General features: G+C 56.8%; 23 protein-coding genes. 6 read left to right on the forward strand and 17 right to left on the reverse strand.

What is annotated here, in order from left to right:
* Positions 1–163: 163 nt before the first annotated feature.
* From ACZYTD_RS12235 to pspA, 9 genes are all read right to left on the reverse strand, one after another.
* Entirely contained in the window at positions 164–916 is a 753-nt protein-coding gene (locus ACZYTD_RS12235) for a glycerophosphoryl diester phosphodiesterase (RefSeq protein ID WP_463892375.1), read from the reverse strand.
* Between the two features lie 38 nt (positions 917–954).
* Positions 955–1,572: a TPM domain-containing protein gene (locus ACZYTD_RS12240; RefSeq protein WP_463892377.1), complete on the reverse strand. Its 618-nt coding sequence runs from the start codon at positions 1,570–1,572 to the stop codon at positions 955–957.
* Positions 1,573–1,582: 10 nt separating this feature from the next.
* Positions 1,583–2,305, reverse strand: coding sequence for a TPM domain-containing protein (locus ACZYTD_RS12245; RefSeq protein ID WP_463892379.1), 723 nt, complete (start codon positions 2,303–2,305; stop codon positions 1,583–1,585).
* Positions 2,305–2,904, reverse strand: a complete 600-nt coding sequence (locus ACZYTD_RS12250) for a LemA family protein (protein WP_463892381.1) — start codon at positions 2,902–2,904, stop codon at positions 2,305–2,307. The genes ACZYTD_RS12245 and ACZYTD_RS12250 overlap by 1 nt, the downstream gene beginning before the upstream one ends.
* Before the next feature lie 72 nt (positions 2,905–2,976).
* Complete coding sequence (locus tag ACZYTD_RS12255; RefSeq protein ID WP_463892383.1) at positions 2,977–4,083, reverse strand: YcjF family protein; 1,107 nt, start codon at positions 4,081–4,083, stop codon at positions 2,977–2,979.
* A complete protein-coding gene (locus ACZYTD_RS12260) occupies positions 4,080–5,504 on the reverse strand; it encodes a YcjX family GTP-binding protein (protein ID WP_463892385.1) in 1,425 nt (474 codons plus the stop codon). The genes ACZYTD_RS12255 and ACZYTD_RS12260 overlap by 4 nt, the downstream gene beginning before the upstream one ends.
* The gene (pspC, locus tag ACZYTD_RS12265) at positions 5,501–5,878 is read right to left on the reverse strand and encodes an envelope stress response membrane protein PspC (RefSeq protein WP_463892387.1); all 378 of its coding nucleotides are present in this window, start codon (positions 5,876–5,878) and stop codon (positions 5,501–5,503) included. Before pspC ends, ACZYTD_RS12260 begins: the two co-directional genes overlap by 4 nt.
* Positions 5,871–6,134, reverse strand: a complete 264-nt coding sequence (gene pspB, locus ACZYTD_RS12270) for an envelope stress response membrane protein PspB (protein WP_463892389.1) — start codon at positions 6,132–6,134, stop codon at positions 5,871–5,873. Before pspB ends, pspC begins: the two co-directional genes overlap by 8 nt.
* A gap of 1 nt (position 6,135) precedes the next feature.
* Entirely contained in the window at positions 6,136–6,834 is a 699-nt protein-coding gene (pspA, locus tag ACZYTD_RS12275; RefSeq protein WP_463892391.1) for a phage shock protein PspA, read from the reverse strand.
* A gap of 257 nt (positions 6,835–7,091) precedes the next feature.
* On the opposite strand from pspA, the gene pspF reads away from it, so the two are divergent.
* Genes pspF through ACZYTD_RS12305 form a run of 6 tightly spaced genes read left to right on the forward strand, consistent with a single transcriptional unit; the run spans position 7,092 to position 13,329 of the window.
* Positions 7,092–8,099, forward strand: coding sequence for a phage shock protein operon transcriptional activator (gene pspF / locus ACZYTD_RS12280; protein WP_463892393.1), 1,008 nt, complete (start codon positions 7,092–7,094; stop codon positions 8,097–8,099).
* Entirely contained in the window at positions 8,096–9,706 is a 1,611-nt protein-coding gene (locus ACZYTD_RS12285) for an ABC transporter substrate-binding protein (RefSeq protein WP_463892395.1), read from the forward strand. The genes pspF and ACZYTD_RS12285 overlap by 4 nt, the downstream gene beginning before the upstream one ends.
* Positions 9,707–9,709: 3 nt before the next feature.
* Entirely contained in the window at positions 9,710–10,672 is a 963-nt protein-coding gene (locus ACZYTD_RS12290; protein WP_463892397.1) for an ABC transporter permease, read from the forward strand.
* Positions 10,656–11,549 (forward strand): ABC transporter permease subunit, encoded by an 894-nt coding sequence (locus ACZYTD_RS12295; protein ID WP_463892399.1) that lies wholly within the window; start codon positions 10,656–10,658, stop codon positions 11,547–11,549. The genes ACZYTD_RS12290 and ACZYTD_RS12295 overlap by 17 nt, the downstream gene beginning before the upstream one ends.
* A complete protein-coding gene (locus tag ACZYTD_RS12300) occupies positions 11,549–12,547 on the forward strand; it encodes a peptide ABC transporter ATP-binding protein (protein WP_463892401.1) in 999 nt (332 codons plus the stop codon). The genes ACZYTD_RS12295 and ACZYTD_RS12300 overlap by 1 nt, the downstream gene beginning before the upstream one ends.
* Positions 12,544–13,329, forward strand: coding sequence for a peptide ABC transporter ATP-binding protein (locus tag ACZYTD_RS12305; protein WP_463892403.1), 786 nt, complete (start codon positions 12,544–12,546; stop codon positions 13,327–13,329). The genes ACZYTD_RS12300 and ACZYTD_RS12305 overlap by 4 nt, the downstream gene beginning before the upstream one ends.
* A 94-nt stretch (positions 13,330–13,423) precedes the next feature.
* Here ACZYTD_RS12305 and hemH read toward each other — a convergent pair whose 3' ends face one another.
* The 8 genes from hemH to dnaX form a co-directional block, all read right to left on the reverse strand.
* Positions 13,424–14,395, reverse strand: coding sequence for a ferrochelatase (gene hemH, locus ACZYTD_RS12310; protein ID WP_463892405.1), 972 nt, complete (start codon positions 14,393–14,395; stop codon positions 13,424–13,426).
* 71 nt (positions 14,396–14,466) lie between these two features.
* Positions 14,467–15,111, reverse strand: a complete 645-nt coding sequence (gene adk, locus ACZYTD_RS12315; protein ID WP_463892407.1) for an adenylate kinase — start codon at positions 15,109–15,111, stop codon at positions 14,467–14,469.
* Positions 15,112–15,163: 52 nt separating this feature from the next.
* Positions 15,164–17,236 (reverse strand): sensor domain-containing diguanylate cyclase, encoded by a 2,073-nt coding sequence (locus tag ACZYTD_RS12320; protein WP_463892409.1) that lies wholly within the window; start codon positions 17,234–17,236, stop codon positions 15,164–15,166.
* On the reverse strand, positions 17,233–18,336 hold the full coding sequence (locus ACZYTD_RS12325) for a sugar ABC transporter substrate-binding protein (RefSeq protein ID WP_463892411.1): 1,104 nt from the start codon (positions 18,334–18,336) through the stop codon (positions 17,233–17,235). The genes ACZYTD_RS12320 and ACZYTD_RS12325 overlap by 4 nt, the downstream gene beginning before the upstream one ends.
* Before the next feature lie 69 nt (positions 18,337–18,405).
* Positions 18,406–20,325, reverse strand: coding sequence for a molecular chaperone HtpG (gene htpG / locus ACZYTD_RS12330; protein ID WP_463892413.1), 1,920 nt, complete (start codon positions 20,323–20,325; stop codon positions 18,406–18,408).
* 105 nt (positions 20,326–20,430) lie between these two features.
* Positions 20,431–21,033 (reverse strand): recombination mediator RecR, encoded by a 603-nt coding sequence (gene recR / locus ACZYTD_RS12335; RefSeq protein ID WP_463892415.1) that lies wholly within the window; start codon positions 21,031–21,033, stop codon positions 20,431–20,433.
* An 89-nt stretch (positions 21,034–21,122) separates the two neighbouring features.
* A complete protein-coding gene (locus ACZYTD_RS12340) occupies positions 21,123–21,452 on the reverse strand; it encodes a YbaB/EbfC family nucleoid-associated protein (RefSeq protein WP_463892418.1) in 330 nt (109 codons plus the stop codon).
* Between the two features lie 26 nt (positions 21,453–21,478).
* Positions 21,479–23,854: a DNA polymerase III subunit gamma/tau gene (dnaX, locus tag ACZYTD_RS12345; protein ID WP_463892420.1), complete on the reverse strand. Its 2,376-nt coding sequence runs from the start codon at positions 23,852–23,854 to the stop codon at positions 21,479–21,481.
* Positions 23,855–23,880 lie beyond the last annotated feature (26 nt).

Here is a 23,880-nt window from a genome sequence, read left to right on the forward strand (position 1 = left end):
ATTGGGGGCTTGGTGATCAGGAAGGAGCATGCCTCAACCTGAACGCCAAGACAGTTACCGCCACCCTACTGATACGACTACTTCACTGTTCAGATTAGTGCATATTTTCCACTTCAGGGGCCATCTGGTGACTTATTGTGAGCCGGCTAACAATGCGATTTGCTCACTCTGGCTCACTCTCGAGTGACAAAAACTGGGCAGGGTCATCGGTAAAGATCCCGTCCATGCCCCAGAGCCAGTGTTGAGACACGACGGCAGGGTCATTCACCGTGTAACAGAGCAGGTGATAACCCGCTTGCTTGATGGCCCGGGCCAAGTCGGCATCCAGGGCCAGATAGTCACAGTGCAGGCTGTAAGCGGCGATATCACGGAGCGCTTGCTGCCAGTTGGCAGGAACTGACTCATACAGCTGCCCGCGCCGCAGGTGCGGAGCCTGCTCCAGACAGAGGCGCAACGCCTGGTGGTTGAAGCTGGAGAGCAGCAACTTCTCATTCTCCTGCCACTGAGCAGCCAAGGTCTCCAAAACGGTCGTGACCAGTTGCTCAAGTCCTGGCCCCTCATGTTTGATCTCCAGGTTAAGCCCTAGCCCCAGCCGCTGAAGTTCAACTAAGGCCTCACTCAGGGTCGGCACCCGTTCGCCAGCAAACTCGTCACCAAACCAGCTACCGGCATCTAACGTTAGCACGGTAGCGAGCGGGGTTTGGCACAGCAAGCCATGACCATCGGTGCAGCGATCCAGCTCGTCGTCATGAAAGATCACCGCCGCCCCATCAACCAGTCGTGACACATCCATCTCGACCCAGCGCACCCCCAGTGCCGCTGCCGCCCGAAACGAGGCCAGCGTATTTTCCGGTGCCACCGCCGCGGCCCCTCTGTGCCCGATAATGCGCATATCGCGCTGGGCTCTATCTACCATCTCGCCCCCTCCTCATGACAACATCTCCCCGGCATAGCTCAATTGAGATAGACCAAACGATTAGGCAGCTCATTCTGCGGCGCCGTTGCCGGGAAGGTGGCGATCAGCAACTCACCTACTTGACGCACACAGGCGGCGAAACCCACCTCAGTTGCCCCCTGTTTTACGCTTTGGGTAAACGCGCTGACCATTTGCTGCCAACTCTCATCACTAATCCGTGCGGCTACCCCCTGATCGACCAGGATCTCCACATAGCGCTCAGCCTCAGAGACAAAGATCAGCACCCCCAGTCGGTCCCGGGTATGGTGTAACCCTTGCTCTAAAAACTGCTGACGTGCCATCAGGCTGGCTCTATGCCGCCGCACGCTCGAAGGCACCAAGCGCATCATCAGGGGCTGCCAACGAAACAGCAGCGAGGCAAACAACCAGATCAGCCATTGGTAGAGAAAGAGCTCCTGCCACTCCAACCAGAATCCCAGCTCATGAGCCGCAAATGGCGTCAACATGGCGATAAATGCCGCCCACAGGGTGGGGATATAGAGATACTCATCGCTCCTGCGTGCCAGCACAGTAACGATTTCAGCATCTGTCTGTTGCTCCACCGTCTGGATCTGTAATGCCAACGCATCGGCAAACTTGCTACTAATCAAACTCATATCGACTCCGTCACCAACTACCCGAGGCCCCACCGCCGCCAAAACCGCCACCCCCGCCACTAAAGCCGCCACCAGAGCCTCGCCCCGAACCGCCCCATCCGCCGCGCGAGGAGGTCCCACCGCGCAGTGCCTCTCTAAGCCAGAAAGGACCGAACAGGTGGAGCAGGGGGATACCGATAAAGATGCAGACAAACAGCAAAAACAGCAGTTCGTTATGGGAGGCGGCGCTGACTTTCTTGGGTTTATACTCCCCCTGGGTCGCCTGTATGATGGCCGCTACCCCGGCGCTCACTCCCGCAGCCATATTGCTATGCTTGAATGCCGGCAGGATCTGGCTCTGGATAATATTAGCCGCTATGGCATCGGGTAAGGCGCCTTCAAGGCCATAGCCGACCTCAATGCGCACCTTGCGCTCGTTGGGCGCTATGATGAGCAACACCCCATTGTTGTGCTCGCGGGTACCAATCCCCCAGGCCCGCCCCAATTGATAGCCATACTCCTCTATGTTGAGCTCCCCCAGCGAGGAGAGCGTCACCACCACCAGTTGGTTGCTGGTACTGCGCTCAAAACTGGCCAGTCTCTGGCTTAGATCATCGCGTTCACTGGCGCTCAACAGCCCGGCCTCATCCACCACCCGCCCGGTCAAAGCGGGAAAGGTCGGCTCGGCAGACAGCGCAAACGACAGGGATAACAGCAGTGTCAGCCCCAGCGTTTGCCACCACAGCCGCCACATCAGAATTTCACCTCAGGAGCCTCGGCGGCACCTGGTTTGGTCGCCTCATAACTGGCTCGCGGTTGCAGCTCGCTGTAGAGCAACTTATGCCAAACCAGACCGGGGAAGGTGCGCAGCTCGGTATTATAGGATTGCACGGCCGCTATGTAGTCGCGGCGCGCCACGCTGATCCGGTTCTCCGTACCTTCCAACTGGGCCTGCAGGCTCAGAAAGTTCTGATTGGCCTTGAGATCTGGATAGCGCTCCGCCACCACCATCAATCGCTGCAAGGCTCCGCCCAGTTGCGCCTGAGCCTGCTCAAACTGCTTGAGCTTGACCGGATCGGCTAAGGCGGCCGCATCCAACTTCAATCCCCCCACCTTGGCGCGAGCCTCGGTAACCGCCTGCAGGGTTGACTGCTCGTGAGTCGCATAGCCTTTAACCGTGGCGACCAGGTTCGGGATAAGATCGGCCCGTCGCTGATACTGATTTTCGACCTGTCCCCATGTGGCCTTGACCTGCTCATCCAGCGTCGGGATGCGGTTCACATCACAGCCGGATAGGCTCACCGCCAACCACAACACCCCCACACTCATCACCATACGGCGCCATAACATCATGCTTTCTCCCTTATTTAGGTTCCAGTTAACCCCAATCTACTCGCCAAACCCCCGACTGAACAGGGGCCAAGCCTAACGCTGTTGTTTATCCAAAGAGGTGTGCTCGACTGGAGCGACTCTTGGTGCAGAGGCGCGCTCCAGAACCGAGCCTAGTTTGCTAAGCAAGAGCGTCACCAACTCGCTGCGGATCTGCCCCAAGCGTGGCCGCTCATCCGTAGCAAACGGGATGGGACGGCATACCTGCATGGTTTGTAACCCCAGACGCGCGGTCAGCAGGCCGGCCCCCACCCCCTGAGCGACCCGAGCCGACAACCTGGCCGTAAGCTCAGCCCCCAACCAATCCAACCCCACATCTGTGATGAGCTCAGCGGCCCCGGCATAGAGCATGTGCCGGGCAATCTGCTTGAGCAGCCGAATACGACTCCAGTAACCCAGGCGAATGCCATAGCAGGCGGCGACCTCGTCAATCATCTTCAGGCTGCGCCAGAGAATGAGCAGCATATCGACGCTAGCCAACGGGCTCACCGCCACCAGCACGGCCGCCTCGCCACTCCAGCGCGAGACCCGAGCCCGCGCCTGACTATCCTGCTCAGCCAAGACACGCTGGCTGTAGAGTTGCAACTGTTCGGCGCTGCTATGGTGGAGTTCGCACTCCTCCTGCCAACGCGCAAATCCTTCCTGACGTAACGCCCCGGTCTGTGCCGCCAGGCGCTGGCAGAATTGACGCGCCCCATCCGACTGATTGTCACTCTGCAGTATTCTCGCTTGGCTCTGGCTGTCCTGCCGCTGCTTTAGCTGGCGCAACTCCTTGAGCTCGCACCACACTACGCGCACCCCGCCCAACAGCAGCAGACTCAAGGCCATGGACCAGAGCCCGCCAATAAGCCAGGACGCCTGCAGCCAGTGCCAGACAAACAGCAGTAACTGCAACAGACTCAGAACGGTGACACCCAGCAACCCCCAGCCCAAAGCCCCCAGGGGACGCTTAAGCAAGGTCGCCTGGATATCCGGTGTGGCGCCCGGCAAGGGGTCGAGATCCTCCGGCAGCAAGGCCTCGCCGGCCGCCATCTCGGCCGCGCAGAGGGTGATGGCCCCCTCCAGCGTGGGCTCTTCCTCATCAATCGGCAGCGGCAGATCGATGCGCCCCTGGGGCTTGGCACTCTCATGTTCCACTGTCATCGCAACTTGTCTCCCAGCAAAAATTCCAGCACCTGATCTAGTCGCAAATGAGGCATGGCTACGCCACGCCGCATGAGCGGAGGTTGCAAGGCAATGAAACCAAAACCTGAGTCGGCCTGGGCGGACCAGAAGTGCGCGCCAGGTCGGCGATTAGGAACTTCGCCGGGGAACAGGTGTACCGGCTCCCCGCTCAGGGTGGTGCCCTGCAAAGCATTAAGTAACCGCCCCTCATGGTTCACCTGCCGATACTCACTGGCTCGCACCGACGCTATGGGTAGACACTCGATCTCTATGCCCTCAAAGCGGGCTACGCCATAAGCCCGCTGTACCAGATCCCGCAGCAGGCTCTGCAGATTGCCGTGTTGGTCCGGCGTCACATGATCCGCCTTACTGGCGGCAAACAGCAGCTTATCGATGCGCGGGGCAAACAGTCGCCGTAACCAGCTGCTTTGACCATAGTTAAAACTCTGGATGAGTTGCGCCAGCGTCTGCTCCAGATCGAGCATGGCCGACTCTCCCGACTGCAGGGGTTGCAAGCAATCCACCAACACTATCTGGCGATCAAACGAAGCAAAATGGTCGCGGTAGAAACCCTGCACCAGGTGATGCTTGTAGTGGGCAAAACGCTCCTCCAGCATGGCCTGTAGGGAGCCAGGGGCCGCACTGGTAGACAGAGGCCCCCACACCCAGGGGACAAACTGCAACATGGGCGCGCCAGCATGTTCGGCAGGCAAGATAAAACGCCCTGGCTGGATCAGCGACAGACCCAGGGTACTCTTGCAGTGGTGCAACCAGCGGGTGTAGCTGGCCGCCAGGGCTCGCAGCGCCTCATCATCATGGGGGGCGGACAGAATGAGGGTAGAGCCCAACTGTAACCAGTCGGCCGCCGCACTGCGCAACTCTGAACGCTCGAGTTGAGCGCGCACCTGCTCGCTCCACTGCTGGTAGCTCATCTGTAACAGCGGTAAGTCCAGCAGCCACTCCCCAGGGTAGTCGACTATATCCAGAAACAGCGAACTGGCGTCACGACTCAAATGACGCAGCAGGGGGTGGTGAGTATGAAAGCGTAACTCCAGACGGATTTCACTCACCGCCCGGGTCGGCGCAGGCCAGGTGGGCGGCGCGCCATATAGGGCATCCAAACCCGCCTCATAGGGGAAGGTCGGAATATGGTGATTGAGTTGCGGCACTCGCTTGGCGCCTAACAGCCGTCCACTCTGCACCACTTGCCAATGGGGCAGGCGAGCGGAGAAGCCCACCTGCTCCAACTGTTGAACCAGTGCCGTGATAAAGGCGGTCTTGCCACTGCGTGACAAGCCGGTCACCGCCAGGCGCAGGTGCCTATCCAAGGAGCGATTGACCAGGGTTTGCGCCTGCTCTTGCCATTGGTGCCATTGATGCTTGTCAAACAGACTCATCATAACCTCTGCAAATCACGACGCAGTTGGTACTCTCGGGAGGTCACACACCGCTCCAGTGCCTGCAGCCGTTTATCCAACTGATCTAACTGCTGCTCCACCCGCTCCAGAGCCTCGGTGGGCATCAATCCCTGCTGCCAACCATGCTGTTTGACCTGAGCCGGGCCATGCCTCTTTCCTGAGGTCGACTGCGGCTTTTTATCGAGGAAAGCCCAAGCCGCCAGATAGAGTACCAAAGTAAGAAAGGAGGCAAAGATGAGCGCGGTGACGGCTACCAGACGCACGACCCATATCTCCACCCCCAGATAATCGGCAATACCGGCGCAAACACCGCCTAACGCCCCCCGACGGGGGTCTCGATAGAGTGGCTTACTCATGAAAATCTCCTTGACCCGCCTCGTTGGCCGCACGCCAACCCGGGGTTTCCACATCCAACAACCGCTCTAGTGTATGTACCCGCTCCTGCAGCCGCTCGCTTTGAGCCACTAGCGCATTGAGGCGCGCCATCTCCTGTTCATTGAGGCCCGCCCCCAGTTGGCGGTTGCTGCGGTAGTGCAGGATCAGCCAGATCGGCGCCACAAAGATCATAAATAGGATGGCCGGCACGACCAACACTAACCAAAACACTCCCATGTTACTCCTCCTTAGCGGGTGATGACGCCGTAGCTGCTGGCCCGGTAGCAGAGTGCAACTGCGCCTTCATAACGGCCAATTCACGCGAGATGGCATCATCGGCCTCCAGTTCGGCAAACTGCTGATGCAGACTGGGATTAGGATGATATACATCGGCCTTGCTCTCCATCTCCTCTATCTTGCGCTCCATCCGATCAAATTTCTCCATGATGGAATGGGGCGTTGCGCGCTGGCTATGTTGTTGCACATTGAGACGGCTCTCGGCGGCGGCAGAGCGCAATAGCATGGCTTTTTGCCTAGCCCGAGCATCCGCCAACTTAGCCTCCAGAAGCTGGATCTCGGCTTCAAGTTTGGCAATGCCCTCCTCGACTGCCTGGAACTCCTGGGCTAGGGCCGTGACCAGTTGCTGCTGTTTGCCCTTTTCGATGAGGGCCGCCCGCGCCAAGTCTTCCCGCCCCTTCTGCAGTGCCAGCTCAGCCTTGCTCTGCCACTCTTGCAGTTGCGTCTGATAGCGCTCCTGTTGACGCCAGAGTTCTTTCTTATCGGCCAGGAAACGAGCCAGATTCGCGCGCTCCCGCACCAACCCCTCCTCCATTTCCTGAATGATCAGCCGCACCATCTTGGGTGGATCTTCCGCCTTATCCAACATGTTATTGAGATTGGCATTCACAATATCGGCAATACGCGTAAACAAGCCCATGATCTTCTCCTGCTTTAGTCATCACGCCACGCTGGGCGACTCATGAGTGGCGACCATTTATTCAGCTTAGGCGGCCACTCGTCATATCTCTGCACATAATCTGTATATGGCAAGAGTCAGGCCAAGAATCAACGGCACATAACCTATTGATTTTTATCAGGCAAGATACCAAGAACGTGATGATGTGGTCTAAATCATGATTAAATTAACCAATTGTTGGTAAAATTAACCAAGCGTGAATCATACAAGGAGAGGCCATGCAGGATGAACGACTACTCGGTGAATCCAATGTCTTCGGTGAAGTCCTCGAGCAGGTATCACGTCTGGCCGTGATCCCACGCCCCGTCCTGGTCATTGGTGAACGAGGGACGGGTAAGGAGTTAATCGCTCACCGACTCCATTACCTCTCGGCCCGCTGGCAGCAACCCTTCATCTCGCTCAACTGTGCCAGCCTCAATGAGAGCCTGTTGGAGAGTGAGCTGTTTGGTCATGAAGCGGGCTCTTTCACCGGCGCCCAGAAGCGCCACCCTGGGCGTTTCGAGCGCGCCGATGGGGGCACCCTATTTCTGGATGAACTGGCCACCATGAGCGAGCGGCTGCAGGAAAAACTGCTGCGGGTCCTGGAATATGGTGAATTTGAGCGGGTGGGCGGCCAGCAACCCATACGCGTCGATGTTCGCCTGGTTTGTGCTACCAACGCCAACCTGCCACGACTGGCTGCAGCAGGACAATTTCGCGCCGACCTGCTGGATCGGATCGCCTTTGATGTGATCACGCTACCGCCGCTGCGCGCTCGCCAGGAGGATATCTTGCTGCTGGCCAGACACTTTGCCGAGCAGCTCTGCAGTGAACTGGGGATCGGTGACTTCAGCGGCTTTACACCTCAGGTAGAGCAGCAACTGCTGGCTCACCCTTGGCCGGGCAATGTTCGCGAACTGCGTAACGTAGTCGAGCGAAGTCTCTATCGCCAGGGAGAGCCGAGCCACCCCCTGCGACACCTGGTACTGGATCCCTTCTCCTCCCCCTGGTCGGACTCCGCCTTAGCGGCCCCCCAGGTGCCCGGCGTACTCGCACCCAGCTTTCCACTCGACTGGAAGGCCTATATGGCCGAATGCGAGATTCATATGATAACAAAAGCCCTACAGTTATCCCGTTACAATCAGAGAATGGCTGCACAATCCCTTGGCATCAGTTACGATCAGCTCAGAGGATTACTGAAAAAATATCGACTCTCGACCAAATCGGGAGCAGGGATGGATAGATGATGACTCGCTGGATTGGCCTTTTGCTTGGCCTGCTACTACTGGCACTGACCGGGTGCAAGCAGGATGATTTCTTTGCCAAAAATAGCGTGGTCTACTGCGTGGAAAGCTCACCCCAGGGCATGAATCCGCAACTCTACAGCGCAGGATCCTTGGGCTCGGCCCTCTCCCAACAGATCTATGATCGTCTGCTAACAATCAATCCCCATACCCAGCGTTTGGAAGGCGCCTTGGCCAGCAAGTGGCAGATGAGCCGCAATGGGCTGACCTATACCTTCACTCTGCGCCAGGGTGTTCGGTTTCACGCTGTCCCCTGGTTTACTCCGACTCGTACTTTCAACAGCGCTGACGTGCTGTTTAGCTTCTCCCGCCTGATTGATGAACAGCATCCGTTTCACGCTGTTTCTGGTGGCCGCTACCCGTTTTTCGATAACGTCAATTTCAAAGAACAAATTAGCTCCATTCGAGCGCTTAACGCTCAGCAGATCCAGTTTGAACTCAAACGGCCCAATGCCACATTTCTTGCCAATCTGGCCAGTGATTATGCGGTTATCTTGTCGGCCGAGTACGGCGCACAACTGCTAGGCAGCGGACATCCAGAACAGATTGATACCCTGGCAGTCGGTACGGGCCCGTTCTTGCAACAGGAGTTTCGGCTCGACGAGTTCATTCGCATGCATGGCAACCCCCACTATTGGGATGTGCCACCGACTCTAGAACGCTTGCTGTTTGACTACACCCCCAAACCCACCAAACGGCTGGCCAAGCTGCTGACCGGGGAGTGCCAGGTGATGGCCTATCCCGCCGCCAGCCAACTGGCCTTCATCCGCAAACAACCGAACCTGCTGCTAGACATAGAGAACAACCTCAATACTGCCTTCTTGGCCATCAATACCGAGCGGCGACCATTTAACGACCCCCTGGTTCGCCAAGCCATCGCCATGGGGATCAATCGAGATAACCTACTGAATGCGGTCTACTATGATACCGGCGAGTGGGCCAACAGCCTGCTGCCGCCCATCTCATGGGCCCATAATCCTAATCTGACGGAACATGATTATGATCCAGCAGGGGCCCGCACCCTGCTCAAAGCAGCCAATCTGCCCGCCGAGTTAACCATGAATCTTTGGATACCGGCCGGGGCCAAACCCTATAATCCCGATGCCTTGAAGACAGCTCAGCTGATCCAGGCCGACTTGGCCAAGATCGGGATCAAAGTGAAATTCACTCAGATGCGCTGGCCGCAGATGCGCACGCAACTACGTGAGGGGCGGCACGATGCGCTGCTCTTTGGCTGGTCAGCCGACACCTCGGATCCCGATAACTTCTTCCGACCGCTGCTCAGTTGTGGAGCCATCTCAACCCAGGGTTACAATTTTTCCCGCTGGTGTGATCACCATTTCGATGATTTACTGGATCAGGCCGCCGCCACCCCACATCTGGGTAGTCGGATTGAAGCCTACCAGCAGGCTCAAAGCCTGATCAGTGATCAGTTGCCGCTGATCCCCCTGGCACACTCACTTAACATCTATGCAGCCTGGAAAAACCTGCATAATCTGGAGCAAACCCCACTGGGGGGGCTCTCTTTTCAACGGGCCTTTCGAGATTAAACCATGCTGATCTATACCCTACGGCGTATCAACTTGCTGCTGTTTACCCTGTTGCTGCTCAGCTTTTTCGCCTACTGGCTGGAGTATGAACTGGGTGTCGATGAACACACCTCATTGTGGTCTGGCTATCTAGAGTACCTGCGCCATCTATTTGCCGGGGATCTGGGCATCTCCTCGCTCTCCGGGCGGCCTGCGCTGGAGATGATAGTCATCCATTTCCCGGCCACCTTTGAGCTGTGTCTAAGTGCTCTCATCATTGCCTTCGTAGTAGGGGTAACACTCGGTACCCTGGCGGCCCTGAATCAGGGTAAACCCCTAGATATAGTGATTAGCAGCTTCAGCGTGCTGGGTTCATCCATGCCCGTCTATTGGCTGGCCTTGCTACTGATCCTGATCTTCTCCATGACCCTGGGACTACTCCCCTCTTCAGGACAACTGAATCTGCTCTATGAAATAGAGCCCGTGACTGGGCTGACTCTGGTTGATACCCTGCTGAGCCAGGATGGTCACCAACTCTCGGCATTTTACAATGCCCTGCAGCACCTGTGCCTGCCCGCCGCCGCCCTGGCGCTGTTACCGACCACAGAGATCACTCGCCTGGTGCGTAACTCCATGATTGACGTGCTCAAGCAAAACTATATCAAGGCGGCATTCAGCCGTGGCTGGTCACCCTGGCGCGTCATCACCCGCCATGCCTTGCGTAATGCCCTGCCCCCCATATTTCCCATGCTCAGCATGCAGTTCGGGGCTGTGGTCACCTCAGCCATCATCATAGAGATGATCTTCGAATGGCCGGGTCTGGGGCGCTGGCTTATCGCCTGTATCATGGGGCGAGACTATGTGGCAATTCAGGCCGGACTCCTAGTGATCTCCAGTGTGCTGGCCGTTCTCAACATCAGTACCGAACTGCTGACAAACCTGTTATACCCAGTTAAGAGGAAAGAGCTGTATGGCCAGCAAGGTTAGGGCTTATCCCGAAATCCGCATCCCATCCCCCATTTGGCAGACCTGGCAAGCCTACAAGGAGAGCCCGGTCTCAATGGCCGCGTTTTGGGGATTAACCGTCCTGTTGCTGGTCATTGTCTTGGGCCCCTCGTTCAGCAGCCATGATCCGCTGCAGCAGAATCCGAATATGCTGCTGCAACCCCCGTCATGGGCGACAAAAGGAACCATCAACCACTTCTTTGGCACCGACGACTTGGGTCGTGACATCCTGGCACGCCTGGTTTACGGCGCGCGCCTGACTGTTGGCAGTGCCTTCATCGCAACCCTCATCGCCATGCTACTGGGGGGCACAGTGGGGGTGTTGGCGGGCATGAGTCGGGGGCTCAAATCCAGTGTCTTGCACCACATGCTGGATATGCTGCTCTCCATTCCATCTCTGCTGCTGGCCATTGTCCTGGTGGCAGTCATGGGTGCCAGCCTGGCCAATGCTACCTTGGCCATCACCCTAGCCCTGCTGCCCCAATTCATCCGCGCCACCCACAATGCGGTCAGCAATGAGATGCAAAAGGAGTATATAGTCGCGGTGCGCCTCGATGGCTCCCCACCCTTTCGTATCCTACGCCTGGCCATACTGCCGAATATAGTCGATACCCTGGTGGGTCAGACCACCCGCGCACTCTCCACCGCCATTCTGGATATCAGTGCCGTCTGCTTTCTCGGCATAGGTGCCCAGACGCCACAGCCTGAGTGGGGCAGCATGCTGGCTGATGGCATGGATTTCATCTACGTGGGTTCGTGGACCGTTACCCTGCCTGGACTGGCCATACTGCTCAGCGTGCTTGCCACCAATCTGGTCGGGGATGGGTTACGCAGAGCGCTGCAAAAAGGAATTGACTGATGCCATTGCTCGATATTCGCAACCTCACCATCGAGATTGACACTCCCCAGGGCCGCGTCAAAGCGGTCGACAAGGTCAGCATTACCCTGAACGAGGGTGAGATCCGCGGGCTGGTGGGCGAATCAGGGTCTGGTAAGAGTCTGGTTGCCAAGGCCATCATAGGGATGCAAAAAGAGAATTGGCGGGTAACCGCAGATCGTATGCGCATCGGTGACATAGATCTGATGAGCCTGAGCCCCCGAGAGCGCCGCAAGGTGATGAGTCGTGACATCGCCATGATTTTCCAAGAGCCCGTCTCCTGTCTGGACCCCTCGCTACCCATTGGTGAGCAACTGATCGAGGTTATTCCGAGTCGGGTCTTCGAAGGGAAATGGTGGCAGCGACTCTACTGGCGCAAGGCCCATGCCATAGGCCTGTTGCACCGAGTTGGCATCAAGGATCACCGCAAGGTCATGTCGGCCTACCCCCATGAGCTCTCCGCTGGGGTATGCCAAAAGGTGATGATCGCCATGGCGATCGCCATTCAGCCGCGGTTGTTAGTAGCCGATGAGCCCATCAGTGCCATGGAAGCCACCACCCAAGCCCAGCTGCTGCGCCTGCTGGATCGCATGAATCAGTTGCACAACACCACTATCTTGCTCATCAGCAATGACATCTCCACCATTGCCAATCTAACCGAGAGCATCACAGTCATGTACTGTGGTCAGATGGTGGAAACGGGCAGCCGGGAGCAGATCCTCGAAGAGCCCCATCACCCCTATACCGACGCCCTGCTCAACTCGATCCCTGATTTCAGCGGCCGGCTACCCCACAAGTCGCGGCTCAATGCCCTGCCCGGCGTCATCCCGCCGCTGCAGCACTTGCCGATCGGCTGTCGACTCGGACCCCGCTGCCCCTATGCACAACGACTCTGTATCCAGACCCCCCCCCTGACTCGGATCAAGGGCCACCAATATAGCTGCCACTTTCCACTCAATCTGGAGGAGCCGAAAAAATGAATGCAGAGCCTCTGCTGCGGGTTGAGAACATAGGCAAGAGCTTCATGGAGCAAGGATGGCTCTTTCAACGTCATCAGGTGACAGCCATTGAATCGGTCAGCTTCAGTCTCAATGCCGGTGAAACCTTAGCGCTGGTGGGTGAAGCCGGTTCGGGCAAGAGCACCTTGGCCAAGATCCTGGCCGGAGTGGTCACACCAAGCCATGGCGAGATCCTGGTCGATGGCGCCGCCATCCCCCATGATGACTACGAGCAAAGGTGCAAGTTGATCCGCATGATTTTCCAGGATCCCAACACCTCGCTTAATCCGCGCTTACGCATCGGTCGCATCCTGGAGGCGCCGCTGATGCTCAACACCGACATGTCACCTGAAGAGCGTGCGCACAAGGTGCAAGAGACCCTGCGTCTGGTGGGCCTGCTACCTGAGCATGCGCTGTTTTACCCCCAGATGATCTCGACTGGACAGAAGCAGCGGGTCTCCTTGGCCCGAGCCTTGATCATGAATCCCAAGATCATAGTAGCGGATGAGAGCTTCTCGAACCTGGATCTCTCGGTGCGCTCCCAGATCATCAACCTGTTGCTGAAACTCCAGGCTGAGTTGGGGATCGCCTATGTGATAGTGGCCAATGACTTAGGTCTAGTACGGCATGTCAGCGATAAGGTGATCATCATGCACCAGGGCAAAATGGTGGAAGCCGGTGCGACACAAGAGGTGTTTGCCAACCCGCAACAGGCGATCACCAAACGGCTGATCCAAAGCTACGGTCATGAGTATCGCCGCTAGCTGTAGATAGCGTAAGGGACGAGCCCATTGGCTCGTCCCTTAATGCCTCGACCAAGCATAGTGCAACGGCGGTACTCCCCGTAACATCAGCTGCTCAAGAGCCAAAATGCTGGCGGATCAGTTGCCCAAACAACTCCATGTGAGCAGACGAGGCATTGAGCGCTGGGATATAGTGGTAGGCTCGCCCTCCTGCCGCCAAGAACTCCTGTTTACCCGCTTCGGCTATCTCTTCAAGCGTCTCCAGACAGTCGGCCGCAAAACCCGGGCAGATAATATCCAGCTGAGTTTTACCCCCTTTGGCCAAGGCCACCAGGGTTTCATCCGTATAGGGGCGGAGCCAGGGCTCACGACCAAAGCGGGACTGAAAGGCTAACCCCCACTCCTCGGCTGAGAGCTCAAGCGCCTCCGCTACCAGCTGCGCCGTGGCATGACACTGCTCTGGATAGGGGTCCCCACGCTTGGCATAACGCTCCGGGATGCCATGAAACGAGAACAGCAGATAGCCTTGACCCGTTTGCTGCCACTGAGCCCGAACACTCTGAGCCAAAGCCGCAATATAGGCAGGATGGGCATGATACTCATCCAGAAACAGTTGTCGCGGTAGTCTCGGCTCGCGGGCCATGACCTTGGCCCAACCATCAAAGACGGAAGCCGTGGTGGTGGAGGAGTATTGAGGATAAAGAGGCAACAACATCACCTCACTCACCCCTTGGGCCTGCAATCGCTGCCAAGCCTCTCTGAGTGAGGGTTCACCATAGCTCATGGCCAGCTCGACCCGTTCACTGCGCCCTAGGCTGAGCAGGCTCTGCTGCAAGGCCTGCTGCTGCTGTCGGCTTATCACCATAAGTGGAGAGCCGCCTGCCTGCCAAATTTGGCGATAAGCTTTCGCCACCCGGCGGCAACGTAACGGCAGAATGAGGCCATACAACAGCGGCCACCAGAGCCAGCGGGGCAGATCTACCACCCGTTGGTCGGCGAGAAACTCGCGCAAGAAATCACGCACGCCCCGGGCCGTAGCGGCTGTCGGCGTCCCCAAATTAACCAGTATCACGCCTCGCAACGGCATATGACTCTCCTAAAATGCAAAAGGCGCCCGAACTTGACAGTACGGACGCCTAGTTGACTGGGATCAGTCGCTTAACCCAATAAAGCCGCCAACTGTTGGCTCACCGCCTCAACCGCTTGAGTACCATCCAGGCGCTCATAACGGGTGCGTGCTGCCGCAGCCTCTGCCTTGTAGTAACCCACCAGCGGTTCGGTCTGTTGATGATAGATATCCAGACGCTTGCGTACCGTGGTCTCTTCGTCATCGGCACGGATCACCAGATCCTCTCCGGTCACATCATCTTTACCTTCAACCTTGGACGGATTGAAAACCACATGATAAACACGCCCTGAGCCAGGATGAACACGGCGACCACTCATGCGCTTGACGATCTCTTCATCCGGCACATCAAACTCCAGCACAAAATCCACCACCACACCGGCTTCTTTCATGGCATCGGCTTGAGGAATAGTGCGCGGGAAGCCATCCAACAAGAAGCCTTTGACACAATCTTCCTGGGCGATGCGCTCCTTAACCAGACCAATGATGATGTCATCCGAAACCAACTGTCCCTGATCCATCACCTCTTTGGCCTTCAAACCGAGGGGAGTCCCAGCTTTGATAGCGGCACGCAGCATGTCACCGGTTGAGATCTGCGGAATACCGTACTTATCCATCAAAAATTGGGCTTGCGTACCCTTACCTGCGCCTGGAGCACCGAGCAGAATAATGCGCATAATAAAATCCCCTTTGGTTATGCGATGTAGGTCAAAAAGTCAGAGGCGAAAATTACACGCTTTCCTGCGATTGCTCAAGCCTTTGCTCACCATCCATTCGTTTGTGCTCGTAATAAGCCTGCTTTTGCAAGTACATGGCTTTATCCGCCATCTTATAGAGCAAGGAGAAGGGGGTGTGCAGGCTATCGGCATAACCCACACTGAAGCTGATGCCATGCTCCCTGCCCGCCAAGGTAGCCGGCATGAATTGCACCTCCTGCAACTTCTGCTGCAATGCCTCCTTGCAGGCCAGCCCCTCACCCTCCAGCAGAATGACAAACTCATCCCCACCAATCCGGTACAGTGAGCCGGAGCTCTCCTGCACACACAACCGCAACCGCTGAGCCACAGCCCGCAACAACGCATCCCCCGCCTCATGGCCCCGGCTATCATTAAGCGTTTTGAGACCATTGACATCAATGAGAAACAGACCGGCCTCCACATCCAGCGAGGTTTCCAGATCGCCCATGGTCTGCTCGAAGGCAATTCGGTTCCCTAATCCGGTCAACCCATCGGTACGGGCCCAGAAGGCCAGGCGATTGGTTAGGGCTCGATTCTCCAGGAAACTGCCCAACTCCCGGGCAAACAACAGCAGGCCCTTCAACTCCTCTTCGCGCAGGCTCGGGCTCTGCAGCAAAAACCAGCCCCCACCAAATGGCGGTGGAAAAGGGATGCTGTAAAGCCCATCGGCATAGCAATAATCTGTGATCCTAGGGAGCAGAGGCAGCATGATCTCCCCCTGATAATCAGGGTGGCGATACGAGTGTTTGGGTTCACTACCAATCTGGATAATAACCGCAAAGGGCAATCCTAACTCGCAAGCATGCAGACGCTTAACCACATGGCTCATGACGGTGTCGTCATCGCTGCCATGCCCCAGCTCCTGACGCAACAGGATAAGTTGGTTATAAAAGCGGTTGGTGATCTCGATACGTTGAAGAATGAGCGCCAATTTGTTGGTACGCTCCTGAACCTTCTCTTCCAGACTCTGGTTTAAACTACTCAGCTCCTGTAGATAGCGATCCTTGTCATTGGCCAGCATCGCCAGTTCGGCATTATTCTGCTCCAGGGTCGCCAACTGCTGACGGATGCGCCCCTGCATATCGATCAGTAATCGTTCGGTATGGGCAAATTCCCAGATCCGAGAAGGACGCCCCTCGATGGGCAAGCCAGACTCCATCTGCTGAATGGTACGGTACAGCGCATTAAATGAACGCAGTATGGGACGCGCAAATAGCACGAACACCCCCACCAGAATCGCCATCACCACCAACTGATAGCTGATGAATGGGCTGATCGCCTCGGCAACGGCCGCCCCCATATTTTCAGAGGAGCGGCTCACCTTGATGAGCAGATTTACATTGGGGGAGTAATCCTTCTCGCCCACCGCCAAACGTTCGCTCTGGCTTATCAAGCCAGGCGCATCTGGAGGTAACGCCAAGCCGATCTGCGTGATGGAGCTCTTGGCATGAGGGATCCCTTCTGTCTGCGCCAACAGATTGGACAAAGGCACGACAGCGATGAGAAATCCCTGCACCGACTCACTATTGCGTACTAAGAGGCTGGTAACGGTAGAGATAAACAGCAAAGCCTGGTGATCGCCATCCGGCACCAGATCCCGATCCTCGATGACCACGACTCGCCCGCCCAATACCCCCATCTCATAATCCCGGGCCAGGTTATTAATCAGCTCCTTGACCTCGGTGTTTCGCTCTATGGGCCGTAACTTGCCCCCATAGCTTTCCCGCACCCGCCCATCACGGGTAACCAGGTACATGGAGGAAACCACACTATAGCGGTTCATAAAAGACTCAAAGCGGGCGAGCACCTGGCTGGAATAGAAGAGGCTGGAGACCCCTTTGATGATGGTCTCATGTCCCGTCAAGAGCCGCAGTCCACCGGTCAGCGCCCCCATTTCATTATTCAACCCCTCCTTGATAACATAGGCCTCACTACCGAGCTCAGTCATCAGGGTCTGGGTGGCATATTGCTTCATGCCTTGATAGTGGACATAACTCAAGACGATGACAGGCAAGAGCGTCATGCAGAGGATTAACAACACAAAGAGCCGACTGAGTCGGATCATTGCCGTTTGCCCTCTTCAGCTAAGGACTGCATATAGGCCGCCGTCTCTTTGGCGTCATACTCGCCATCCAGAAACAGACGCAATGCCTTGCCCATGACCAACCAGACAATCAACATGTTACGATCGTTGGGCATCGCCAGACTCTGCTCAAGTTGGGTATGTAACACCTGCATATCCGGTGACATCTCTTTACTCATCTTATTCCCCACCTGCGCCACGGCCGGAAACAGCTTGGAGCGTTCATAGAGACGACGCTGGCTCTCCTCAGATAATAAAAAGCTAACCAGCTGCTCGGCCACAGCCTTTTTTGCCGGGGAGATATCCTCGCGGATAGCCAAGACATAGGAGCTACTGAGCGGCTTCATCGTCTTACCGCCCAGTTTGGGTAGTAACGCCACACCCAGCTTGTCACCCAGAGGTTCATGGAGCATCTGGTAGGCCCAATCACCATCAATCAGATAGTCCACTTCACCGCGCAAGAAAGCATGTTCATTACACATAAGTTCACACTTGGTACCCGGGAAACGGGCCAACGCCTGCTGGTAAGCCGCCAACGCCGCCACCATCTGCGGGGTATCCAGGGTAAAGTGGCTTCCCTTGAGCGGCCACCCCCCCTGGGCTGTCAAAAAAGGCATAAACCAGAAGGCCTGATCCGCAGGCCAAGCTAGACGCCCGGCGGGAATGTCATTCAGCTCATCCTGCGGCTTCACCTTGTCTTTGCGATAATAGAGCACCAGTTGGTTACCCATATTGATGGGTATGCCATACCAGAGACCATTGAGTTTGCCATCCTGACGCAAACCGTGCTGCTGCGCTATGGACTGTGGCCAGCTACCCAAACGGTACTCTTGTTGATTGCTTAGTTGATCGCTGGGAATGAAATAGAGATCCGGCAACAGGATCGAAGAGATCACCTTGTCGCGAAATTGATCCGCCCGAAAGTGTTGCTGCAATATTTGATGGCCTGTCTGCGTCTGGAAACGTTTGAGCTCGGGCTCTAGATGTTCAAGACTGTGGCCGTTCCACAAAGCTAAGGTTTCGGCCTGCAAATTAGCCGGAAGGAGAATAAACGAGAAGAGAAACAAGAGAGTCCGTAGCACAACTAACCCCTACCAGATCACCGACTTGATTTAATTGTCGCATCAAGTCGGTGATTGGCAACGACTAGTTTAGCAGGATGTGACTAACAACAGTCGATTGACTCGGGAGACAAAGCCCGCCGTATCGGGTAAGCCACCCTGCTCAGCCAATTGAGCCTGTTCAAGTAGCAACTCGCTCCACTCGACAAACAAGGAATCATCGCTCAGGCTGGCAATGCGTTTCACCAAACCATGTTCCGGATTCAGCTCCAGCACAAACTTCTGCTCTGGCACTTTCTGACCGGCGGCCTGCATCAACTTCATCATATGGCTACTCATACCATAGGCATCAGTGACCACACAGCTGGGGGTATCAGTGAGACGATGACTGATGCGGACATCCTTCACCTTGTCACTCAACGCCGCGCGTACTCGCGTCACCAGCCCCTCGTACTCTTTGGAGAGCTCTTCTTGTTGCTTGCGGCTCTCGTCATCTTCCAACTCACCCAGTTGCAGATCACCCTGAGTGACTGAGACAAACTGCTTACCGTCAAACTCAGTCAGATGGCTCATCAACCACTCATCGATGCGCTCCCACAGCAGCAGCACCTCCACCCCTTTCTTGCGCAACAACTCCAGATGCGGGCTCTTACTGGCCGCTAAATAGTTGTCAGCTATGATGTAGTAGATCTTGCTCTGCTTCTCTTTCATCCGCGCCACATACTCTTCCAGCCCGACTGTCTGGGCATCGGAGTCGGTGTGAGTGGAGGCGAAGCGCAACAGCTTGGCGATATCTTCCTGATGAGCATGGTCTTCAGCTGGCCCCTCTTTGAGCACATTGCCAAACTCACCCCAGAAGCGCTGATATTTTTCACTATCGTCCTTGGCCAACTTGTTCAGCATACCCAGTACCCGCTTGGAGCAGGCTTTGCGGAGCTGGGCCGTGATCTTGTTATCCTGCAGGATTTCCCGCGATACGTTGAGCGGCAGATCGTTGGAGTCAAGAACCCCCTTAACGAAGCGCAGATAGGTGGGCATGAATTGCTCGGCATCATCCATGATGAAGACCCGCTGCACATAGAGCTTCAGGCCATGCTTCTGCTCACGATTCCACATGTCCCAAGGCGCACGCGCTGGCACATACAACAGACTGGTGTACTCCTGGGAGCCTTCAACCTTGTTGTGGCCCCATACTAGCGGCGCCTCAAAATCATGACTGATATGCTTGTAAAACTCTTCGTACTCTTCATCTTTGATGTCGCGCGGAGTCCGGGTCCACAGTGCCGTGGCACGGTTAACCTGCTGCCACTCCCCGGTAGGGACGACTTTTTCAGCACCCTCTTCAGCCTCTGGCGCTTCAGGCAGCGTCCACATCTCCACGGGCACACTGATGTGGTCAGAATATTTCCCAATCACCGAACGCAGACGCCAATCGTCGAGGAACTCACTCTCCTCCGCTTTCAGGTGCAGTATCACATCAGTACCGCGAGTCGCCTTATTAATAGTGGCAACACGGAAAGAGCCTGAGCCATCAGACTCCCAGCTAACCCCCTGATCAGCATCGGCACCTGCGGCACGGCTCAGCACAGTCACCTTATCGGCGACGATGAATGCCGAGTAGAAACCAACCCCAAACTGGCCAATCAGTTGAGAATCTTTGCTCTGATCCCCCGACAGGTGGCTAAAAAATTCAGCTGTACCGGAGCGAGCGATAGTCCCCAGATGTTCAATCGCCTGGTCCCGGGTCATGCCGATACCGTTATCTGAGATGGTCAGGGTGCGCTGATCTTTATCGATGAGCAGGCGGACCCGCAACTGGCCATCCGCTTCATACAGCGCGGCATCGGAGAGGGCCTTGAAGCGCAGCTTGTCAGCCGCATCGGCTGCGTTAGAGATCAATTCGCGAAGAAAGACCTCCTTGTTCGAGTAGAGGCTATGCGCCATCAGGCTCAGCAGTTGCTTGACTTCGGTCTGAAACCCATGAGTTTCCATATGAACAGCTTCGGTCATCTTTGCTTTCCTTGGTATACCAGTGTGTTGAAACGACAAAAACTAGATGGGGGGCATAGCAGAGGTTTTCAACCCCGCACAGCGTCGGGGCTCGAAAAATGTGACTTACTCCAAGGGACGGCGGCCACTCAGGGAGTGAGAAAGGGTAGTGCCGTCGACCAGTTCGAGCTCACCACCGACAGGTACGCCATGGGCAATACGCGTCACGGCTACACCCGCTTGGCGCGCCAGGTTGGCAATGTAAAAGGCAGTGGCCTCCCCCTCCATGGTCGGGTTAGTCGCCAGGATCAGCTCATCCCATGGCTCTTGCTGCAAGCGCTGCTCCAGCAGATCCAATCCCAGCTCGCGCGGACCTATGCCATCCAGAGGCGAAAGATGGCCCATCAGCACAAAATAGCGCCCCGAATAGAGATGAGTCTGCTCCAGGGCCGCCACATCGGCAGGCGACTCGACCACACAGAGCTGCCGATTCTCGCTGCGCTTGGGATTGGCGCAGATAGCGCAACTCTCGTTTTCAGTGAAGGTACGGCAGTGTTGGCAGTGTCCTATCTCGCTCAGTGCTCGCGCCAAGGTCTGGGCTAACTTATGACCTCGAGTGCGTTCACGCTCCAGTAACTGGAACGCCATGCGCTGGGCTGACTTGGGGCCAACCCCGGGCAGAACCTGCAATTCCCGGATCAGATCATCCAGCAAAGGGCTGAACTTCATGGCAACTCCACAAACAACAAGGGGGGAAATTCCCCCCATTCAAGCTGGTTCACCCTATTCACCACTCGGCAACAGGGGAAGCACTCAGGTTAGAAAGGCATCTTGAAACCAGGAGGCAGTTGCATGCCACCAGTCACATCACCCATCTTGCTCTTGCTCTGCTCTTCGACCCGACGCACCGCATCATTTACCGCGGCGGCGATGAGATCTTCAAGCATCTCCTGATCATCAGCCATCAGACTTGGATCTATGGCCACACGGCGCACACTGTGACTGCCAGTCATGGTGACCTTGACCAAACCGGCACCGGATTCACCGATCACCTCCATGTTGGCCAACTCTTCTTGCATCTTCTGCATGCGATCCTGCATCGCCTGCGCCTGCTTCATCAGGTTACCCATCCCACCTTTACCAAACATGGCTCATCTCTCTGTAGGGTTGTCGATTAGTGCTTCAGTGGCAGGATACTACCAGCATCCAGTTGCGCACCAAAGCGTTGGATTAAAAATTGAATATGGGGATCCTGGGCTAACGCCTGCTCAGCCTCGATCAGTAATTGGGCATAGCGCTGCTGCTCGATCTGGGCGGGCGTCAACCCCGGCTGGCCCAATTCTACCTCGAGCTGCACCGCTTGTTGCAGATAGGAAGCAAAGGTTTCACTCAGGGTTTGCACGGCTTTGTCCGAAAGCAAATGACGCTGCTCGGCAGGCAGCGTCAGCACCCAGCGCCCCCCGTCCACCCTGCGTGCGGCGTGCAGCGCCAGTTGCCGCAGACGACCGCCTAACTGACAGGCCGCAATCAACTCCCCCCAAGCATCGCCACAACCCGTCAGCAGATCGTTGGAGCTCCAGCGAGCCTCGGCATCTGCGGCGCCCTGGGCTGACAGAGTCGCCGTGGCTGCTGCCACAACAGGTTTACTGGGGTGACTCTGTGCCGGACGCGTCACAATAGTGGCCTGGGACTGTGGCACCATGGCTGTGGCGGGGGTAACGGCTAACTCAACACGATTCCCGGCCTGACTATCCCATTCGTCTTGGTATGCCGCCAATGGCGGCAACTCCCACGGCGGCATATCCCCCGGCTCATCATGGGGTACAGGCGATGGTCCATTATCCGCAAGAGCCGCGGGCGGCGCTGGCGCAAAAGATGGCCCCGGGGCATGGCTCGACGCGGGTGATGCGCTTGCTTGGGCTGCAGAGAGTGGCGGGGTTGTAGCCAAAGGTGGCCGCAGTGAGCGCGCAGCAGATGTGGTCGGCGGCGGAGCGACGACGCTGGCGCCATCCGTGGCCTCTTTCTGCTGGCTGCGTAATCGATTACGCACCATCAGTAACTGTGAAATCCCCGACTCTGGCTGGGCCTCTGCTGGACTCGCCGCCTTCTCCACAACTATAGCCACAGCGCTCGCGCTATTTACCCGACCGGCCCCAGGCTCAACCGCAGGCGGCTCATCCCCCAAGCCCAAGGCAGCGGCCTGATCGATCAGCGCTTGCTGCTCAGCAAACAGGGCTTCCTCTTCCGGCTGCAAACGCTCGGGCTCCGCTGCTGAAACGGCAGCCTCTCTCATCGACGCCGGCATAGTCACAGTTGGCGCAGGAGAGGCTGACACTAGTTGACTAATCGTGGCGGGATCCCGGCCCTGGCTAGCGACGGGTTGCGACTCAACCACGAGCCGGGAACCCACAGCCTCGCCAGCACTCAGTGCGCCGGCTGGTCGCAGCTGAGCCGATGCCGGAGCGCGCCGCGGCGAAAAAGCCAGCATCCGCAGCAGGGTCATCTCCAGACCACTGCGGCCATCAGGCGCATAAGGTAGCTCTTTGCGTCCAGTCAAAGCGATTTGGTAATAGAGCTGGATCTCCTCGGCGGTGAAGAGTCGGGCCAACTCCTGCAACGGCTCATTGTCCAGCGCCAGTGGATCCAAGCCCCGCCCTAATAACTGGGCCAGCGCCACACGATGCAGCAAGGAGGCGAGCTCGGCATGCAACAGCTCAAAATCCGGCCCAAGTTGACTCACTTCGGCCACCTTGGCCATTAAGCCAGGGCCATCCAGTTGCTGCAGCTGATGCAACATCTGGTGCAGATGGCGATGATCCAAGGTGCCCAGCATGGCCAACACCTGGGCAAGATGAACCTGGCCATTACCATGAGCCAGCGCCTGATCGGTCAGACTCAAGGCATCCCGCATGCTGCCATCTGCCGCCTTGGCCAACGCCATCAAAGCCGGAGGCTCATAGGCTTGGCCCTCGGCATCCAGCACACGCGCCAGTTGTTCTATGATCTGCTCGCGATTAAGCGCCTTAAGATGGAACTGCAGACAGCGAGAGAGAATGGTCACTGGCAACTTCTGAGGGTCTGTGGTGGCAAGCAGAAACTTGACGTAAGGCGGCGGCTCTTCCAGGGTCTTCAGCAACGCATTGAAACTATGCCGCGAGAGCATATGCACTTCATCTATAAGGTAGACCTTGTAGCGCCCGCGGGCCGGACGGTACTGGACGTTATCCAACAGTTCCCGGGTATCTTCAACCTTGGTTCGCGAGGCGGCATCGATCTCCAGCAGATCAACAAAATTGCCCTGATCGATCTCGCGGCAACTGTCACACTGGCCGCAGGGAGTACTGGTAACTCCCTGCTCGCAGTTGAGGCACTTGGCCAGGATCCGGGCTATGGTCGTCTTACCCACCCCCCGCGTGCCACTAAACAAGTAGGCATGGTGCAGCCGCCCCTGCTCCAGGGCATTGATGAGAGCCGTCAGCACATGCTGCTGCCCTACGACTTGGTGGAAGGTATGAGGACGCCACTTGCGCGCCAGGACCTGATATCCCATGGCCTATATGTTTCCCTGTTTTATTA

The sequence above is a fragment of the Pseudaeromonas sp. HNCC25DJ180 genome (assembly GCF_055413345.1).

Bases quoted from the DNA above. Each gene is read 5' to 3' on its own strand.
- ACZYTD_RS12235 (WP_463892375.1), bottom strand. From the start codon at position 916: ATGGTAGATAGAGCCCAGCGCGATATGCGCATTATCGGGCACAGAGGG.
- ACZYTD_RS12240 (WP_463892377.1), bottom strand. From the start codon at position 1,572: ATGAGTTTGATTAGTAGCAAGTTTGCCGATGCGTTGGCATTACAGATC.
- ACZYTD_RS12245 (WP_463892379.1), bottom strand. From the start codon at position 2,305: ATGTGGCGGCTGTGGTGGCAAACGCTGGGGCTGACACTGCTGTTATCC.
- ACZYTD_RS12250 (WP_463892381.1), bottom strand. From the start codon at position 2,904: ATGATGTTATGGCGCCGTATGGTGATGAGTGTGGGGGTGTTGTGGTTG.
- ACZYTD_RS12255 (WP_463892383.1), bottom strand. From the start codon at position 4,083: ATGACAGTGGAACATGAGAGTGCCAAGCCCCAGGGGCGCATCGATCTG.
- ACZYTD_RS12260 (WP_463892385.1), bottom strand. From the start codon at position 5,504: ATGATGAGTCTGTTTGACAAGCATCAATGGCACCAATGGCAAGAGCAG.
- pspC (WP_463892387.1), bottom strand. From the start codon at position 5,878: ATGAGTAAGCCACTCTATCGAGACCCCCGTCGGGGGGCGTTAGGCGGT.
- pspB (WP_463892389.1), bottom strand. From the start codon at position 6,134: ATGGGAGTGTTTTGGTTAGTGTTGGTCGTGCCGGCCATCCTATTTATG.
- pspA (WP_463892391.1), bottom strand. From the start codon at position 6,834: ATGGGCTTGTTTACGCGTATTGCCGATATTGTGAATGCCAATCTCAAT.
- pspF (WP_463892393.1), top strand. From the start codon at position 7,092: ATGCAGGATGAACGACTACTCGGTGAATCCAATGTCTTCGGTGAAGTC.
- ACZYTD_RS12285 (WP_463892395.1), top strand. From the start codon at position 8,096: ATGATGACTCGCTGGATTGGCCTTTTGCTTGGCCTGCTACTACTGGCA.
- ACZYTD_RS12290 (WP_463892397.1), top strand. From the start codon at position 9,710: ATGCTGATCTATACCCTACGGCGTATCAACTTGCTGCTGTTTACCCTG.
- ACZYTD_RS12295 (WP_463892399.1), top strand. From the start codon at position 10,656: ATGGCCAGCAAGGTTAGGGCTTATCCCGAAATCCGCATCCCATCCCCC.
- ACZYTD_RS12300 (WP_463892401.1), top strand. From the start codon at position 11,549: ATGCCATTGCTCGATATTCGCAACCTCACCATCGAGATTGACACTCCC.
- ACZYTD_RS12305 (WP_463892403.1), top strand. From the start codon at position 12,544: ATGAATGCAGAGCCTCTGCTGCGGGTTGAGAACATAGGCAAGAGCTTC.
- hemH (WP_463892405.1), bottom strand. From the start codon at position 14,395: ATGCCGTTGCGAGGCGTGATACTGGTTAATTTGGGGACGCCGACAGCC.
- adk (WP_463892407.1), bottom strand. From the start codon at position 15,111: ATGCGCATTATTCTGCTCGGTGCTCCAGGCGCAGGTAAGGGTACGCAA.
- ACZYTD_RS12320 (WP_463892409.1), bottom strand. From the start codon at position 17,236: ATGATCCGACTCAGTCGGCTCTTTGTGTTGTTAATCCTCTGCATGACG.
- htpG (WP_463892413.1), bottom strand. From the start codon at position 20,325: ATGACCGAAGCTGTTCATATGGAAACTCATGGGTTTCAGACCGAAGTC.
- recR (WP_463892415.1), bottom strand. From the start codon at position 21,033: ATGAAGTTCAGCCCTTTGCTGGATGATCTGATCCGGGAATTGCAGGTT.
- ACZYTD_RS12340 (WP_463892418.1), bottom strand. From the start codon at position 21,452: ATGTTTGGTAAAGGTGGGATGGGTAACCTGATGAAGCAGGCGCAGGCG.
- dnaX (WP_463892420.1), bottom strand. From the start codon at position 23,854: ATGGGATATCAGGTCCTGGCGCGCAAGTGGCGTCCTCATACCTTCCAC.